The organism is Skermanella rosea (assembly GCF_016806835.2).
GTDB classification, from domain to species: domain Bacteria; phylum Pseudomonadota; class Alphaproteobacteria; order Azospirillales; family Azospirillaceae; genus Skermanella; species Skermanella rosea.
The window spans coordinates 1,639,038-1,653,423 of sequence record NZ_CP086111.1 but is presented as its reverse complement, the minus strand read 5'-3'; the positions used below and the strand labels follow the sequence as shown (position 1 = coordinate 1,653,423).

15 protein-coding genes are annotated in these 14,386 nt (G+C 68.7%); 9 read left to right on the top strand and 6 right to left on the bottom strand.

Annotation, left to right across the window (positions count from 1 at the left end; genetic code table 11):
• Positions 1-21 precede the first annotated feature (21 nt).
• A complete protein-coding gene (locus tag JL101_RS07650) occupies positions 22-2,085 on the bottom strand; it encodes an AsmA family protein (protein WP_203101944.1) in 2,064 nt (687 codons plus the stop codon).
• A gap of 311 nt (positions 2,086-2,396) precedes the next feature.
• On the opposite strand from JL101_RS07650, the gene moaA reads away from it, so the two are divergent.
• Together moaA and JL101_RS07640 are read left to right on the top strand one after the other, a co-directional pair.
• Positions 2,397-3,446, top strand: a complete 1,050-nt coding sequence (moaA, locus tag JL101_RS07645; RefSeq protein WP_203101945.1) for a GTP 3',8-cyclase MoaA — start codon at positions 2,397-2,399, stop codon at positions 3,444-3,446.
• 59 nt (positions 3,447-3,505) lie between these two features.
• Positions 3,506-4,279, top strand: a complete 774-nt coding sequence (locus JL101_RS07640; RefSeq protein WP_203101947.1) for an NAD kinase — start codon at positions 3,506-3,508, stop codon at positions 4,277-4,279.
• Positions 4,280-4,300: 21 nt separating this feature from the next.
• Here the strand turns inward: JL101_RS07640 and JL101_RS07635 are convergent, their stop codons facing one another.
• Both JL101_RS07635 and JL101_RS07630 read right to left on the bottom strand, forming a co-directional pair.
• On the bottom strand, positions 4,301-4,624 hold the full coding sequence (locus tag JL101_RS07635) for an invasion associated locus B family protein (protein ID WP_203101949.1): 324 nt from the start codon (positions 4,622-4,624) through the stop codon (positions 4,301-4,303).
• Positions 4,625-4,727: 103 nt separating this feature from the next.
• The gene (locus JL101_RS07630; RefSeq protein WP_203101951.1) at positions 4,728-5,585 is read right to left on the bottom strand and encodes an N-formylglutamate amidohydrolase; all 858 of its coding nucleotides are present in this window, start codon (positions 5,583-5,585) and stop codon (positions 4,728-4,730) included.
• Between the two features lie 276 nt (positions 5,586-5,861).
• Between JL101_RS07630 and JL101_RS07625 the strand changes: the two genes are divergently transcribed.
• The 6 genes from JL101_RS07625 to JL101_RS07600 all read left to right on the top strand — a co-directional run bounded on the left by JL101_RS07625 (position 5,862) and on the right by JL101_RS07600 (position 11,684).
• A complete protein-coding gene (locus tag JL101_RS07625) occupies positions 5,862-6,815 on the top strand; it encodes a M14 family metallopeptidase (protein ID WP_228435340.1) in 954 nt (317 codons plus the stop codon).
• A gap of 7 nt (positions 6,816-6,822) precedes the next feature.
• Entirely contained in the window at positions 6,823-7,950 is a 1,128-nt protein-coding gene (locus JL101_RS07620) for an AbrB family transcriptional regulator (RefSeq protein ID WP_203101955.1), read from the top strand.
• Between the two features lie 36 nt (positions 7,951-7,986).
• Complete coding sequence (locus tag JL101_RS07615) at positions 7,987-9,123, top strand: AI-2E family transporter (protein ID WP_228435339.1); 1,137 nt, start codon at positions 7,987-7,989, stop codon at positions 9,121-9,123.
• 85 nt (positions 9,124-9,208) lie between these two features.
• Entirely contained in the window at positions 9,209-10,207 is a 999-nt protein-coding gene (locus tag JL101_RS07610) for an SPFH domain-containing protein (protein ID WP_203101957.1), read from the top strand.
• A gap of 15 nt (positions 10,208-10,222) precedes the next feature.
• On the top strand, positions 10,223-10,666 hold the full coding sequence (locus JL101_RS07605; RefSeq protein WP_203101959.1) for an NfeD family protein: 444 nt from the start codon (positions 10,223-10,225) through the stop codon (positions 10,664-10,666).
• A gap of 76 nt (positions 10,667-10,742) precedes the next feature.
• Entirely contained in the window at positions 10,743-11,684 is a 942-nt protein-coding gene (locus tag JL101_RS07600) for a DMT family transporter (protein WP_203101961.1), read from the top strand.
• On the opposite strand, the gene JL101_RS07595 is transcribed toward JL101_RS07600, so the two are convergent.
• The 3 genes from JL101_RS07595 to JL101_RS07585 form a co-directional block, all read right to left on the bottom strand.
• Positions 11,681-11,977, bottom strand: a complete 297-nt coding sequence (locus tag JL101_RS07595) for a hypothetical protein (protein WP_203101963.1) — start codon at positions 11,975-11,977, stop codon at positions 11,681-11,683. The two genes, JL101_RS07600 and JL101_RS07595, sit on opposite strands and share 4 nt — an antisense overlap.
• Before the next feature lie 110 nt (positions 11,978-12,087).
• The gene (locus JL101_RS07590; RefSeq protein ID WP_203101969.1) at positions 12,088-12,504 is read right to left on the bottom strand and encodes an HRDC domain-containing protein; all 417 of its coding nucleotides are present in this window, start codon (positions 12,502-12,504) and stop codon (positions 12,088-12,090) included.
• Positions 12,505-12,596: 92 nt separating this feature from the next.
• On the bottom strand, positions 12,597-12,917 hold the full coding sequence (locus tag JL101_RS07585; RefSeq protein WP_203101970.1) for a hypothetical protein: 321 nt from the start codon (positions 12,915-12,917) through the stop codon (positions 12,597-12,599).
• Positions 12,918-13,091: 174 nt separating this feature from the next.
• On the opposite strand from JL101_RS07585, the gene JL101_RS07580 reads away from it, so the two are divergent.
• Entirely contained in the window at positions 13,092-14,327 is a 1,236-nt protein-coding gene (locus tag JL101_RS07580) for a YeeE/YedE family protein (RefSeq protein ID WP_203101971.1), read from the top strand.
• Positions 14,328-14,386 lie beyond the last annotated feature (59 nt).

Sequence of the window (14,386 nt, the reverse complement as noted above, 5' to 3'; positions counted from 1 at the left end):
TGGGCGCCGCTGCAAGGGAGGTCAGCGGCCGAACAGGCCCCGCAACTGCTGTGCCGGATTGCTCGACCCCTGGCCCGGCGCCGCGTTCTGGCCACCGGTCAGCCCCTCGATCAGGCCCTTGACCGCCTCCTCCGGCTTCTTGCCCTTCAGCCCTTCGATCTGCTCGCGGATCGCCTCGGGATTGCGGATCGCCTCCTCGGCCAGGCCGGCGAGATCGGGCGCGAAGCTCGGGTCGGTCAGGCTGCCGCGCACCAGGATCGGCACCGCGATGCCGGTGACGTCGCGGGTACCGCCCTGCCCCTCGATCGTGCTGACCAGCCGGGGCTGCAGCCGGTAGTCGATCGTTTTCGGCGGCAGCGCCACTGTGCCGCGGCCTTCCAGCCGGAGCAGCGGCGCCAGCAGGCGCAGGTCGTCATTCCGGACCACGCCGTTCTGGACGGTGAAATTGCCACCCAGTTCCGCGAAGTCGGTTTGCTGCGGTTCGTTGCCGACCGGCTGCCCCTGGAAGGCGGCCGTCGCGTTGCGGACCATGGCGGCCAGGTTTATGCCCTTGATCGCCCCGTCGGTGAAGGTCACCGACCCCTGCCCGTTGAGCCCCTCGACCATCGCCCGCTCGCTGGCCCCGGTGGTCTTGAGCGAGGCGACCGCCCGGGCCGTGCCGGCCAGCCGGTCGAAATCGGCGAACCGGGTCAGCACCGGCTCTGCCTGGACCCCGTTGATCCGGAGATCGAGCGCCAGGGCCGGCACCGCGCCGGAGGCATCGGCGTTCATCTGGCCCGATACCGTTCCGTCGAACAGGGCGGTCTCGCCGAGCACGGTCCGGAGCCGGCCGCCGTCCAGCGTGATCGCCATGTCCGAAGCACCTACATCGACCCCTTTGACGGTCAGCCCGGCCAGGGCGATCTTGAGGTCGGCATCGACCGTGCGGAGGGCGCCGAGGTCGATCGGACGGGTGCTCCACCCCGACGAATCTTCGCCGGGAGCGGAGGCGGGCGCCGGTGCCGCCGACGCCGGCTGCGCGGGCGCCTGCTCCCCGGCAGGCCTGGGCTGGTTCAGATACCGGTCCAGGTTGAGCCGGGCAACAGTCAGCACGCCGTCGATCTTCGGCCGAGGTCCGGTGAGGGCGACCGCGACATTGCCGGCCGCCTCCACGTCACCCGCCTTGTAGGTGCCGTTGGTGAGCGCGATCCGGTCGGCGTTCGCCGCCAGCCCGCCGGCCACCGACGCCGACTGGACAGGCAGGTCGCCCGGGTCGTTCCCGGTCGCCCAGGCCACAAGCTGACGCAGTTCCGGCGCACGGAGGTCCAGCCTGCCGGTCGCCCCGGGTCCCGCGGCCGCCCGTTCCAGCGCGCCGTCGAACCGGATCGACAGCAGGTCGCCGGTGACCGCCGCCGTCAGCCCGGAGGCGCCGGCCTCGACCAGGGCACGCGGCTGGTCGATGCGGGCGTCGATCGTCACCGGCCGATCGCGGAACACGAGGCGGCCCTTGATGTCGGCCGGCTGGGAGAGGTCGGGCGCCATGAGGGTGACGTCCACGTCGGTGACCTCGTGCAGCGCCTGCGTGCGGGCGTCGAAATAGCTGACTTGGCCGTCCACCAGCTCCACCTCGCCGAACCGGAGGTCCGGCAGGCCGGCGGCCTGCTCCTGCCCGTCGCCCGGCCCGGCCGGCGCAGGCTCCGGCTGGTCCGTCGCCCGGGGCTGGTCGAGCACCCAGTTGGGGCGCCCCTGGGCATCGACCTCCAGCGCGATCCGCGGTTCGCGCAGGACCAGCGTGTCGACCTGGACCTCTCCCCGCAGCAGCGGCCAGGGCTTCAGCTCGAGTTCGAGCTGGCCGAGGCGGACCATCTCCGGAGTACGGGCACCCTGCGGGCCGGCGAACGAGACGTCGTTCAGCTCGATGGCGAGCGTCGGCAGCAGGGAGAGCGAGATCGGCCCCTGGATCCTGAATTCACGGCCGGTACGCTGGGTGACCTCGGCCTCGATGCGTCCCTTGTACTGTTCCACCGGAACGAGGAACGGCACCGCGACCACCCCCGCCACCAGGACGACGGCGACCAGCACAAGGCCGATCAGGAACTTTTTCATCCGTTATGTCCTTTTCTCTGGCCGGTCCCGGCTGGCCGCCTCTCCGGCCAGGCCGATGCGGCGCCCGAAGGTGTAAACTCCCGCAAATCGGCGGTGGACCGGCGGACCCCGGTTTACGGAGTTGCCCGGGATCGCTACATCTGACCGTATAGAGCGCTTTGCCACATGCATATGTCATGCGCCAGCACCGCAGGACAGCCAAGGGTGAAATTGCAGGCATCCATGATCTAACCTGCTAGAATGGATCTTCCAATGACGGCTGCCGTCCACGCAAGACGAGCCGCGGCGCGGGGGAGAGGAAAAAGGATACCATGAGCAGCACAGTGTTTCCGTCAGCGGCCAACGACTCTCCCAGGTCGTCTTCTCCCATCGTCGACCCGTTCGGCCGTTCCGTCAGCTATCTCCGCGTCTCGGTCACGGACCGGTGCGATTTCCGGTGCGTCTACTGCATGGCGGAGGATATGACCTTCCTGCCGAAGGCGGAGGTCCTGACCCTGGAGGAACTGGACAGGATCTGCAGCGCCTTCGTGGGGCTGGGCGTCTCCAAGCTCCGCCTGACCGGCGGCGAGCCGCTGGTCCGCAAGGGCATCATGAACCTGATCCGGTCGCTGGGCCGGCATCTCGGCAGCGGCGCCCTCAAGGAGTTGACGCTGACGACCAACGGCAGCCAGCTGGAGCGCTACGCGACGGAACTTTACGACGCGGGCGTCCGCCGGATCAACGTCAGCATCGACACCCTCGATCCCCACAAGTTCGAGGCGATCACCCGCTGGGGCAAGCTCGACAAGGTGCTGGCCGGCCTCAAGGCCGCCCGCGAGGCCGGGCTTGCCGTCAAGATCAACTGCGTCGCCCTGAAGGGCGTCAACGACGACGAATTCCACCGGCTGGTGGCCTGGTGCGGCGACGAGGGCTTCGACCTGACCTTCATCGAGGTGATGCCGATGGGCGACATCGGCGGAGAGGCCCGGTTGGACCAGTATCTGCCGCTCTCCCTGGTCCGTTCCAGGATCGCCGAGCGCTGGACCCTGAACGAGATCGACTACACCACCGGTGGCCCCGCGCGCTACGTGGAGGTGCGCGAAACCGGGCGCCGGATCGGCTTCATCACGCCGCTCACCCACAATTTCTGCGAAAGCTGCAACCGGGTCCGGCTGACCTGCACCGGCACCCTGTACATGTGCCTGGGCCAGGAGGATGCCGCCGACCTGCGAACCCCCGTCCGCATGAGCGACGACGACGCGCTGCTGGTGGAGCGCATCCGGGAAGCCATCGGGCGCAAGCCGAAGGGCCACGACTTCATCATCGACCGCCGCAGCAAGGCGGCGCCCGTGCCGCGACATATGAGCGTGACGGGCGGTTGATACCGGTACCGGGCCCCTGGCCTGTCCATCCCAAGACGACGGAAGAGCAGTCCAGAGACATGCCCGAGGGACATCCGACGATCGCGTTCGTCGCCGCCGACACGAACGAGGCGCGCAATGCGCAGGTGCGGCTGGCGCATCGCTACGGCAACACGCCGCTCGACCACGCGGACACGGTCGTGGCACTCGGCGGCGACGGCTTCCTGCTGGAGACGCTGCACAGGACGCTGAAGCGGCCGGTTCCGGTCTATGGCATGAACCGCGGCTCCGTCGGGTTCCTGCTGAACGAATTCAGCGAGGAGAACCTGGTGGACCGGGTCGCCCGCGCGCAGAAAGTGACGCTCCACCCGCTGCGCATGGTCGCGATCCGGGAAAACGGCGAACGGACCGAGGGCCTCGCCATCAACGAGGTGGCCTTGCTGCGCGAAACCAGGCAGGCGGCGAAGCTCCGGATCACCGTGGACGGCGTCGTCCGCTTGCCGGAGCTGATCTGCGACGGCTGCCTGGTCGCGACGCCGGCCGGGAGCACCGCGTACAACCTGTCGGCCCATGGCCCGATCCTGCCGCTGGGATCGAGCATCCTGGCCCTGACGCCGATCAGCGCGTTCCGCCCGCGCCGCTGGCGCGGCGCGCTGCTGCCCCAATCGGCGCGCATCGTGTTCGACGTGCTGGAATGCTCCAAGCGCCCGGTCAGCGCGGTCGGCGACTTCACGGAGGTCCGCGAGGTGATCCGGGTCGAGGTCCATGAAGATCGCGACGTCTCCCTCACCCTGCTGTTCGACCCGGAGCACAATCTGGAGGAACGTATCCTCAAGGAGCAGTTCGCCCCCTGACGTTTCCGCCCGCCGGACGGATCAGCGCTTCCGTCGCCGATCCTCGTAGCGGCAGGTCAGCAGGTCGTCGAAGCGGCCGATGAAAGTCAGCCCGTCCTCCATCTCGTATTGCCAGCGCACCTCGCGCCCGTTGTCCCTCAGGACCCGGAACAGCGGCCCGAAGCTGGTGATCTCCTGGTTGCGGCTGTCGACGCAGACCACCTCGAACGGCCCTTCGCGGGCGAGTTCGACGGTGGGAGGCGGGGCCTCGTTCTCGGGCGAGAACTGCGCGGCGGCCACCGACGGCGCAAGCGCCGTGAGCAACGACAGCACGGCAGCAAGGAGGGGCCGGCGAGGCAGGATCATGGATGCGAAATCATGGTCTGGGATCCGGAGCCGTCTCGGAAGGATCCCCGTCTAACCCGCCCGCCAGCCGCAGCGCAACGGTGCATTGGTCGAGATAAACGCCCTACTCGGCGGCATCCAGCTTGACAGCATCGCCGGCGTAAGCGGCGAGATGCCGGATCAGCATGGTCAGATGGGACTGCAGGCGGCCGAAACCCTCGTTCTTCTCCAGCGTCTCCTCGTTCATGTAGAGGCCGCGGTGGATCTCGAACTGCAGGCTGTGGAGACCGCGCTTCGGGTCGGAATAGCGCCGTACCAGTTCGACCCCCTTGTAGGGATCGTTGATCCTGACCCTGTAGCCCAGGCTGGTCAGGAACGCGGCGACGTACCGGGTGAAATCCGGTTCGCAGGTGGTTCCGTCCCGGTCCCCCAGGACGAAGTCCGCCCGGGTGACCGGATCGCGGCCGAAGGTCGGCATGGAGTGGCAGTTCAGGTGGTAGACCGTACCGAAGCGGGCATAGGCACGGTCGATCGCGCCGGCGACCTGCTCGTGGTAGGGACGGTAGTAGCGGTCGATCCTTTCGGCCACGTGGGGCACCGGGAGGCGGCCGTCGTACATGGGGATGCCGGGCTTGCACAGGCGCCGGATCAGCCCCATGCCGGCATTGCTCTTGTCGCTCGGCCTGAGCGGTTCCGGCCAATGCCCGTCGAGCAGTTCCGGCTCGATGTCGTCGATCGCCCGGTTGACGTCGATGTAGCTCCGCGGGAAGAGGGCGGCGATCAGCGTGGCCCCGGCCTCCGGCGCGGCCGAGACCAGCTCGTCCACATGGGTATCCTCCGCCTGCCGGAGGGCCGGCAGCGGGCAGACGAAATTGAAATCCCGGGGGTAGACGGAGCCGCTGTGGGGCGAGTCGAGCACGAGCGGGACCATCTGCCCGACCGGATCGTCACGCACCAGCACATCTTCGATCACAAAGCTCATCAGACCTCCGCCCGGCACAAAGCCGCTCCGGATTGGAGTTTCGAAATTGTTACACCGACGATATACCCCGTGCCGTGCGTACCGTCGATGGAAACCTTCGGGGTTCCGGTCCATACCGGAGGCTGGAGCGTTTCCGTCGCATGCCTGATTCGCACGGCTTTGCTCCTGTACAGGTTTGTCCATGGTCGCGCCCCCTCCTATAGTGGACCGGCCGGCCGAAATGGGACAGCCGCGACGCAGCACTCCGCCGCCCATGGCCCCGAGGGAACCAGTACGTTGACCCAGACCGCCTATCGGATCGAACTGACGCCGCCGGACATCACGCCTTACCGGGCCGGCAACACCGGCATCGATTTCGTGACGACGCTGGACAGCGGCAGGAGCGGCCCGCACGTCCTGGTGAACGCGCTGACCCACGGCAACGAACTCTGCGGCCCGGTCGCGCTGGACTTCCTGTTCCGCCAAGGCGTACGCCCGGTCCGGGGAGCCCTGACCCTCTGCTTCGCCAATACGGCGGCCTACCAGTGCTTCGATCCGAAGCGGCCGGGCAACTCGCGCTTCGTGGACGAGGACTTCAACCGCGTATGGGCGGAGGACGTCCTGGACGGCCCGCGCCGCTCCGTCGAGCTGGAGCGGGCCCGGACCTTGCGTCCGCTCTACGACACCGTCGACCTGCTGCTGGACCTGCATTCGATGCAGAACGCGACCGCCCCGCTGGTGCTGTGCGGCGCCACGGACCGCGGGTGCGACCTGGCCAAGGCGGTCGGCGTGCCGGAATGGGTGGTGAGGGATTCCGGGCATGCCGCCGGACGCCGCCTGCTCGACTACGCCCCCTTCGTCGATCCTGCCGCGCGGAAGACCGCCCTGCTGGCCGAATGCGGGCAGCACTGGGCGGCATCGTCGGCCGACGTGGCGATCGAGGTGACGCTCCGCTTCCTGCTCGCGACGGGAACCGTCACGCCGGAGTTCGCCGCCCCCCATCTGCCGCCCACCCCGCCGCCGCCCCAGAAGGTGATCGAGATCACCGAGGCGGTCACCATGGCCGGGAGCGACTTCCTGTACGAGGCGGACTATGTCGGGATGGAGATCATCGAGCGCGCCGGAACCCTGATCGCGCATGACGACGACCGGGAAATCCGCACGCCCTACGATGATTGCGTGCTGATCATGCCGTCCCGGCGGCTGCGCCGGGGACAGACGGCGGTCCGGCTCGGCCGCATCGTCTCCTGACCGGCCGATGACCCATCCTCCTGCCGACCGGTGGCGGAACGCGATCCGCAGCCTCAAGCCCGGCCTGCTCGCGCTGACCCTCGCGCTGGGCACCGCCGGCGGCGCCCTGTTCGCCTTCTTCAACCTGCCGCTCGCCTGGATGATCGGCTCCATGGTGTTCTGCACGGCGGCGGCCATGGGCGGCTTGCCGGTCCAGGTGCCCGGCGGCCTGCGCTCCGCCATGATCATGATCCTGGGCATCATGCTGGGCAGCGCCTTCAACCCGGACATCGTGGGCCGGCTGGGCGACTGGGTGCTCAGCCTGACCGGACTTGCGCTCTACATCCTGACCGGCGGCGCGCTCGGCATCCTGTTCCTGCGGCGGGTCGCCCGCTACGACCCGATCACCGCCTTCTTCACCGCGACGCCCGGCGGGCTGAACGAGATGGTGATCGTCGGCGGGGCGATGGGCGGCGACGACCGCACCATCTCGGTCGCCCACAGCGCTCGGGTCATGCTGGTCGTCATGGTGGTGCCGGTGTGGTTCCAGTTCTTCGAGGGCTACAGCCCCGCCGCCAGGGGTCCGCTCGGGCCGGGCCTGACGGAGGTTCCGCCGGTCGACCTCGCGCTGCTGGCGTCCTGCGCCGTCGGCGCCCTCCTGGGGAAATGGCTCCGCCTGCCGGCCTACATGCTGGTCGGCCCGATGCTGCTGAGCGCCGCGATCCACCTGGCCGGCCTGACCGCCGGCAAGCCGCCGGGCGTGCTGGTCGCCGCGGCGCAGATCGTCGTCGGCGCCGCGCTGGGCAGCCGGTTCTCCGGGGTCAGGCTCAGCCGGATCGCCCATACGCTGGCGATCGCCTCCGGCCTGACGCTGATGCTGCTGGCCGTCACGATGGTCTTCTCCGTGGCGCTGCACTGGCTCACGGGGATACCGCTGCCGGCCCTGGTGCTGGCCTTCGCGCCGGGCGGGCTGGCGGAGATGAGCCTGGTGGCCCTGGCGCTCGGCGTCGATGCCGCCTTCGTCTCGACCCACCACATCGTGCGCATCGTCCTGATCGTGTCGCTGGTCCCGCTGGTCTTTCGGGTGTACCGCCACATGGCGGCCCGCCGACTGCCGAAGGACTCCGAAGAGCCACCCGCCCCCTCCGGCCGGTAAGGCGAACCATCTGGCCGGGCCAAGCGTTGTCGCTGCATGACCAGCAATATCGCCGCCCCCCATCTGGAAGGCCGCCCCCGGGCCACCGGACCGATGCCGAACCACTCCCAGGGTGCGGGAGGCCGGAGCACCGCCGAGCGGGTCGCGTTGATCGGTCTGTTCAGCCTCGCCGTGCTCTACACGCTGTATCTGGCGCGCGACCTTCTGCTGCCCGTCTTCCTGGCGCTGCTGCTGAGCCTGCTGCTGCGGCCGCTGGTCAAGGCGCTGCGCCGCCTGCGCATCCCCGAGGTGGTGAGCGCCATCTTCCTGGTGGCCCTGCTGCTCGCGGGGCTGGTCGGCGCCGCCTTCAGCCTGACTGAGCCCGCGACCTCCTGGATAAAACGGGCGCCGGTCGTGATGCGCGAGATGGAGTTCAAGCTGGGCGACCTGCGCGACTCGATCGAGAGCGCCCGTCGCGCCTCCCACCAGATAGAGCAGATGGCGGCGGCGGCCGACGACGAGGCCCAGGCGGTCATCGTCCGGGGACCGACCCTGGCGGAACAGGTGCTGACCCAGACCCAGGTGGTGGTGGCCCAGGCCTTCATCGTGCTGGTGCTGCTGTTCTTCTTCCTGGCCGGAGGGCGCAGCATGCTGGAACAGGTCATGGGCTCGATGACCAACCTGGAGGCCCGCATCCATTATGCGACCATCGCCGGGACGGTCCAGAAGAACATCGCGGCCTACCTGGCGACCGTCACGCTGATCAACACCGCCCTGGGACTGCTGACGGCCGGCATCATGACGGTGCTGGGAATGCCCAATCCGGGGCTGTGGGGCGTCATGGTGGCGCTGCTCAACTTCATCCCCTATCTCGGCTCCGGCGTCAGCCTGGTGGTCATCGGCGTCGTCTCCGCCCTGACCTTCGACGACCTGCTCCAGATCGCCGCCCCGCCGCTGGCGTTCCTGGTCCTGACCGCGATCGAGGGCAACTTCGTGACTCCCATGATCGTCGGCCGCCGGCTGACGCTCAACCCGATCGGGGTGTTCCTGACGATCCTGTTCTGGGGTTGGCTCTGGGGCATTCCCGGCGCGCTGATGGCGGTGCCCATCCTGGCCGTCTTCAAGATCCTGTGCGATGCCCACAAGCCGCTGCATCCCCTGGGCGCGCTGCTCGGCGGCAAGCCGGGCATGTAGCCGCACCCGCCGGTGCGGATAGGCTCGCACCCCCGGTCCGATCTGTGGCATTTTGCGGATCACGGAAACGAGGGGGAGATCGGCTGTGGAACTGGTTCTGAACGGCTTTTCGCTGTTCGTGATCGCGGTCGTCGCGTTCGCGGTCATCACCGTGCTGCTGGGCGTCAAGACGGTACCGCAGGGGCAGGAATTCACCGTCGAGCGCTTCGGCCGCTACACCAGGACCCTGTCGCCCGGCCTCAACCTGATCGTCCCCGTGATCGACCGGGTGGGCGCCCGGCAGAGCATGATGGAAACCGTGATGGACGTGCCCTCGCAGGAGGTCATCACGCGGGACAACGCCATGGTGAAGGTCGACGGCGTGGTGTTCTTCCAGGTGCTCGATGCCGCCAAGGCGTCTTACGAGGTCAACAACCTTCCGACCGCCGTGCTCAACCTGACCATGACCAACATCCGCACGGTGATGGGCTCGATGGACCTGGACGAGTTGCTGTCCCAGCGGGACAAGATCAACACCCAGTTGCTCCACGTGGTGGACGAGGCGACCACGCCCTGGGGCCTGAAGATCACCCGGATCGAGATCCGCGACATCCAGCCGCCACGCGACCTGGTCGACAGCATGGCCCGCCAGATGAAGGCCGAGCGCGACCGCCGCGCCTCGATCCTGGAGGCCGAGGGGCAGCGCGCCGCGGCGATCCTGCGGGCCGAGGGCGAGAAGCAGGCGGCGATCCTCCAGGCGGAGGGCCGGCGCGAGGCCGCCTTCCGCGATGCCGAGGCGCGCGAACGCGAAGCCGAGGCGGAGGCGACGGCCACGCGGGTGGTCTCCGACGCGATCGGCGGCGGCAACGTCCAGGCGCTGAACTATTTCGTCGCCCAGAGCTATGTCGAGGCCCTGGCCCGGATCGCCGCCGCGCCGAACCAGAAGATCCTGTTCATGCCGCTCGAAGCCTCCAGCCTGATCGGCACGATCGGCGGCATCGCCGAACTGGCGAAGGGGGGCTTCAGGAGCGACCCGCCGCCCGCGCCGCCGCCAAGCCCGCCGGCACCGCCGCCTCCCCCGGCCGGCCCCTGGTCCACCACCTGAGCGGCCGGAGGCGCCATGGAAATCGAATCCTGGTACTGGCTGGTGACCGCCCTCGTCCTCGCGGCGATAGAAGCCTTCGTGCCCGGCACCTTCTTCATCTGGCTCGCGGTCGCGGCGGCGGTGGTCGGGCTGACCCTCCTGGCGCTGCCGGATCTGCCATGGCAGGTCCAGTTCCTGACCTTCGCGATCCTGTCGATCGGCTCGGCGGTCGGGTTCCGGCAGTACCAGCGCCGCCATCCCGAGACCAGCGCCGACCCGACCCTGAACCGGCGCGGCGCGTCCCTGGTCGGCAGGCTGGTCGTGCTCGAAAGGCCGATCGTGAACGGCAGGGGCCATGCCTTCGTCGGCGACACCCTGTGGACCGTCACCGGCAAGGATCAGCCGGCCGGCAGCACGGTCAAGGTGGTCGGCACCGACGGCATCATGCTGAAGGTGGATTCCCCCGACCGGGCGGGCTGATTAGCCGGTGCCATCCCGCCCGGTGACGGGTTAATGTTGGGGAGCCAACCACCTATCCCGGATTCGAGGAATCGCCTTGGCCCAGCCAGCCCTGTCTACGACCGCCCCGGCATCCGAACAGCTGCCCCGCCAGGGGTTCTTCCTGCTGGCGTCGCTCGCCCTGTTCTGGGGCACCAACTGGCCGGCGATGAAGCTGGCCGTCCTGGACATGGACCCCTGGACTTTCCGGGCGATCTGCTTCGTGGCGGGTGCCGGCGGGCTGATGCTGTTCGCGCGCGCCCGGGGCCTCAGCCTCCGCATCCCGCGCGGCGATCTCGGTCCGCTGATCCTGACGGCCTTCATCAACGTCACCTGCTGGCAGGTCTTCTCCGCCTTCGGGCTGACGCTGATGGCGGCCGGGCGCGCCTCCATCATCGCCTTCACCATGCCGCTGTGGGCCTCGATCCTGAGCGTCATCTTCCTGCGCGAGCGGATGACGGCGCTTCGGGTCGTCGGCCTCGCCCTCGGCCTGACGGCGCTGGCGATCCTGCTGATCCCGGAGTTCGGGCGCATCGGGGGAACCCCCTGGGGAGCCGCCATGATGCTGGCCGCCGCGGTCTCCTGGGCGGCGGGAACGGTGATGCTCAAGGCGATCCCCTGGCGGATGGAGACGGTCCAGCTCGCCGCGTGGCAGCTCGCGATCGGCGGACTGCCGGTGATCGCCGCCGCATTCCTGTTCGGCCGTCCCTCGTCGGTGCTGGACCTGTCGACCCCGGGGGCCCTCGGGGTGATCTATGCGGCGCTGATCCCGATGATCTATTGCCACTGGGCATGGTTCCGGATCGTCGCGCTGTTCCCGGCGAACATCGCGGCGATCGGGACCCTGTCCATTCCGGTGGTGGGCGTCTTCTCCAGCGCCCTGATCCTGGGCGAGCCCCTTGCGGGCGCCGACCTGCTGGCGCTGGCCCTGGTCGTCACCGGCCTGTTCATCGTCCTGGTACTGCCGAGCCTGCTGCCGGGACGGTCCCGGCCCGCCTAGAGATCGACGCCGCCTTCGGGGTTGCCGGGGTCCAGGGGAATGCGGGGCGCCTCGGGGGCTGCCTTCGGATCGATCCGGCGGATGATGATGTCCCCGTTCTCGGTGATCTCCGGCAGGTCGTAGCGCGGCAGTTCCTCGACCAGCTGTTGAAGCCCGAGCATGAGCTTGTTCAGCCCCTCCATGGCGAGGTCCGTGCCGCTCGGCTCCCGCTGCGGCGGAACCGCGGGGTCGGCCACGACGGGCGCCGCGGCCAGCATCGCGCTGACGCACAGCATCGAAATCGACAGGCGCATGATAGTCCCTCCTCGCCGCCCTTCGGGCGGTCTCCGAACCGGGGACGCAGGATAGCGCGCCGCCCGCCCGGCGTCAGGGGCCAATCGGGAGTGCCGGGATGGTCGCCGGCCTAGCTGGTCAGGTCCTCCAGCGTCTGGCGGACCACATGGACGATCGCGGCGCCGTGGGCGGAGGTGTCGATGCCGAGCGCGCTGCCGACGACGCCCAACTCGATCTCGGTCGTCGGCGCGTAGCGGGCGATCTCCTGGACCGCGGACGAGGACATGATCGCTTCGCGGTCCAGGTCGAGCGAGGTAGCGGTCTGGGCACGCCAGGCATTGAGCGCCGCGACGATGGCGCTCTGGATCTGCGCCGTCTCCTCGCGTTTACGCAGTTCCTCGTACATCACCAGGATGTGCCAGGCGCCGTCGGCGAAAGCGGTTTCGATCCTGCTGACTTCGACGGTGCGCAGGAACTCCGCCAGGGCCAGTTCGTCTTCGTGAATGGCGGCGTCACGGATCTTGAAGGTGCGTATTTCGCTGCTCATCGTATCTCCACGCGGCGGTTTCCCCCGCATAGGATTACCCTTTATGGGGATTCTTTGCCACTAAAGATACGATTGCGACAGGACTAATCCGTTCAGAAAGGCGCGTCGCCCGGAGCGGCTTCGGCGATCCCCTTCAGGATCGAGCATCCGCAGTTGGGGCATTGGATCGCCTCGATCATCCGGCGCGCCTGCGTGTCGTCCAGGCTGACTCCGAGCTGCCGCTCGACCTCCGCCACCATGGCGCGATGGAGCTGGTTGGCTGCACCGCAGCTGTCCTCGATCACGCCGGCATAATCCTCGGCCGGAAGCAGTCGGAACGCGCCGGCCGGGCCGGCGATCGCAAGACCGGCGGCAAAAACCGATATGGCTCCGGAATGCCGCAGGATGTCGCGCCTCGTGATGCCGGTGCTCATTGGCAGTCCCCTTCGCTCAGCCTTCGCGAGGGAGCATTACGCCCCTCGGCCGCTCCGGTCAATCGGGGAGCCGCGCGCGTCATTTCCACACGCCAGATATGCATTTAATTTACTATTCACATCGCGATCATCCTACCCACATGGGTGGAAACGATTCAGAAGGCGTGAATTGCGATGACGGACATTTCACTCGGCAGGCCGAGCGGCATCCCGGCGCGGGACCGGACCATGGATCCGCGCGTGGTGGCCGTGGCCGCCCTGCTGCTCCTCGGAGGCGCGGTCTGGCTGACCGACGCCGTGTCGGCCCGGCAGGCAGCCTTGTACCTCGTGGGCGGCGCTCTGGGACTCACCCTCTACCATGCCCTGTTCGGCTTCACCTCCTCGTTCCGGGTCTTCATCTCGGACCGTCGCGGCGCCGGCATCCGGGCCCAGATGGTCATGCTCGCCCTGGCCTGCGCCCTGTTCTTCCCCGCCCTGGCGGCGGGTGAGCTGTTCGGGCAGCCGGTCACCGGGCTGGTCGCTCCGGTCGGCGTCTCGGTGCTGTTCGGCGCCTTCCTGTTCGGCGTCGGAATGCAGCTCGGCGGCGGGTGCGCCTCCGGAACGCTCTATACGGCCGGTGGCGGCAATACCCGCATGATCGTCACCCTGCTCTTCTTCATCGTCGGATCGGTCGTCGGCGCCGCGCATCTGCACTGGTGGTCGGCGCTTCCCTCGATCGGCCCGGTCTCGTTGGTCGGCAGCCTGGGTGCACTGCCCGCGCTGGCCCTGAACCTCGCCGTTTTCGCGGCGATCGCGGGCGGCACCGTGCTCCTCGAACGGAAGCGCCACGGCGCCCTGCGCCCGGGCAACCGGACCACCCATCAGGGCTGGCAGCGCTTCGTGCAGGGACCCTGGCCGCTGGTCTGGGGCGGCGTGGCCCTGGCGGTGCTGAACTTCGCGACGCTCGCCCTCGCCGGCCGGCCGTGGGGCATCACCTCCGCCTTCGTGCTGTGGGGAGCGAAGCCGTTGGACGCGCTCGGCTTCGACGTGGCCTTCTGGCCGTACTTCTCCGCGCCGGACCGTGCCGCGTCGCTGGAGAACAGCATCTTCCAGGACATCACCTCGGTGATGAATTTCGGCATCATCCTGGGAGCGCTGCTGGCGGCAGGCCTTGCCGGGCGGTTCGCCCCGGTCTGGCGGGTGCCGCTCCGGTCGCTTGCCGCGGCCGTCATCGGCGGGCTGATGCTGGGATACGGCGCGCGTCTCGCCTATGGCTGCAACATCGGCGCCTATTTCAGCGGCATCGCGTCGGGCAGCCTGCACGGCTGGGTCTGGCTTGTCGCCGCCCTGGTCGGGAACGTGGTCGGGACGAGACTGCGTCCGCTGTTCGGGCTGGAGGTCGAGAAGACTCCCCGCGAAACCGCCTGCTGAAACGAAACGGGCCGGCACTTCCCCGCGGGGAAGCGCCGGCCCGATCCAAAGCCGCCGGC

Excerpts from the sequence above, each read along its gene's own strand:
- JL101_RS07650 (WP_203101944.1), bottom strand. The coding sequence starts at position 2,085 with ATGAAAAAGTTCCTGATCGGCCTTGTGCTGGTCGCCGTCGTCCTGGTG.
- moaA (WP_203101945.1), top strand. The coding sequence starts at position 2,397 with ATGAGCAGCACAGTGTTTCCGTCAGCGGCCAACGACTCTCCCAGGTCG.
- JL101_RS07640 (WP_203101947.1), top strand. The coding sequence starts at position 3,506 with ATGCCCGAGGGACATCCGACGATCGCGTTCGTCGCCGCCGACACGAAC.
- JL101_RS07635 (WP_203101949.1), bottom strand. The coding sequence starts at position 4,624 with ATGATCCTGCCTCGCCGGCCCCTCCTTGCTGCCGTGCTGTCGTTGCTC.
- JL101_RS07630 (WP_203101951.1), bottom strand. The coding sequence starts at position 5,585 with ATGAGCTTTGTGATCGAAGATGTGCTGGTGCGTGACGATCCGGTCGGG.
- JL101_RS07620 (WP_203101955.1), top strand. The coding sequence starts at position 6,823 with ATGACCCATCCTCCTGCCGACCGGTGGCGGAACGCGATCCGCAGCCTC.
- JL101_RS07615 (WP_228435339.1), top strand. The coding sequence starts at position 7,987 with ATGACCAGCAATATCGCCGCCCCCCATCTGGAAGGCCGCCCCCGGGCC.
- JL101_RS07605 (WP_203101959.1), top strand. The coding sequence starts at position 10,223 with ATGGAAATCGAATCCTGGTACTGGCTGGTGACCGCCCTCGTCCTCGCG.
- JL101_RS07595 (WP_203101963.1), bottom strand. The coding sequence starts at position 11,977 with ATGCGCCTGTCGATTTCGATGCTGTGCGTCAGCGCGATGCTGGCCGCG.
- JL101_RS07590 (WP_203101969.1), bottom strand. The coding sequence starts at position 12,504 with ATGAGCAGCGAAATACGCACCTTCAAGATCCGTGACGCCGCCATTCAC.
- JL101_RS07585 (WP_203101970.1), bottom strand. The coding sequence starts at position 12,917 with ATGAGCACCGGCATCACGAGGCGCGACATCCTGCGGCATTCCGGAGCC.
- JL101_RS07580 (WP_203101971.1), top strand. The coding sequence starts at position 13,092 with ATGACGGACATTTCACTCGGCAGGCCGAGCGGCATCCCGGCGCGGGAC.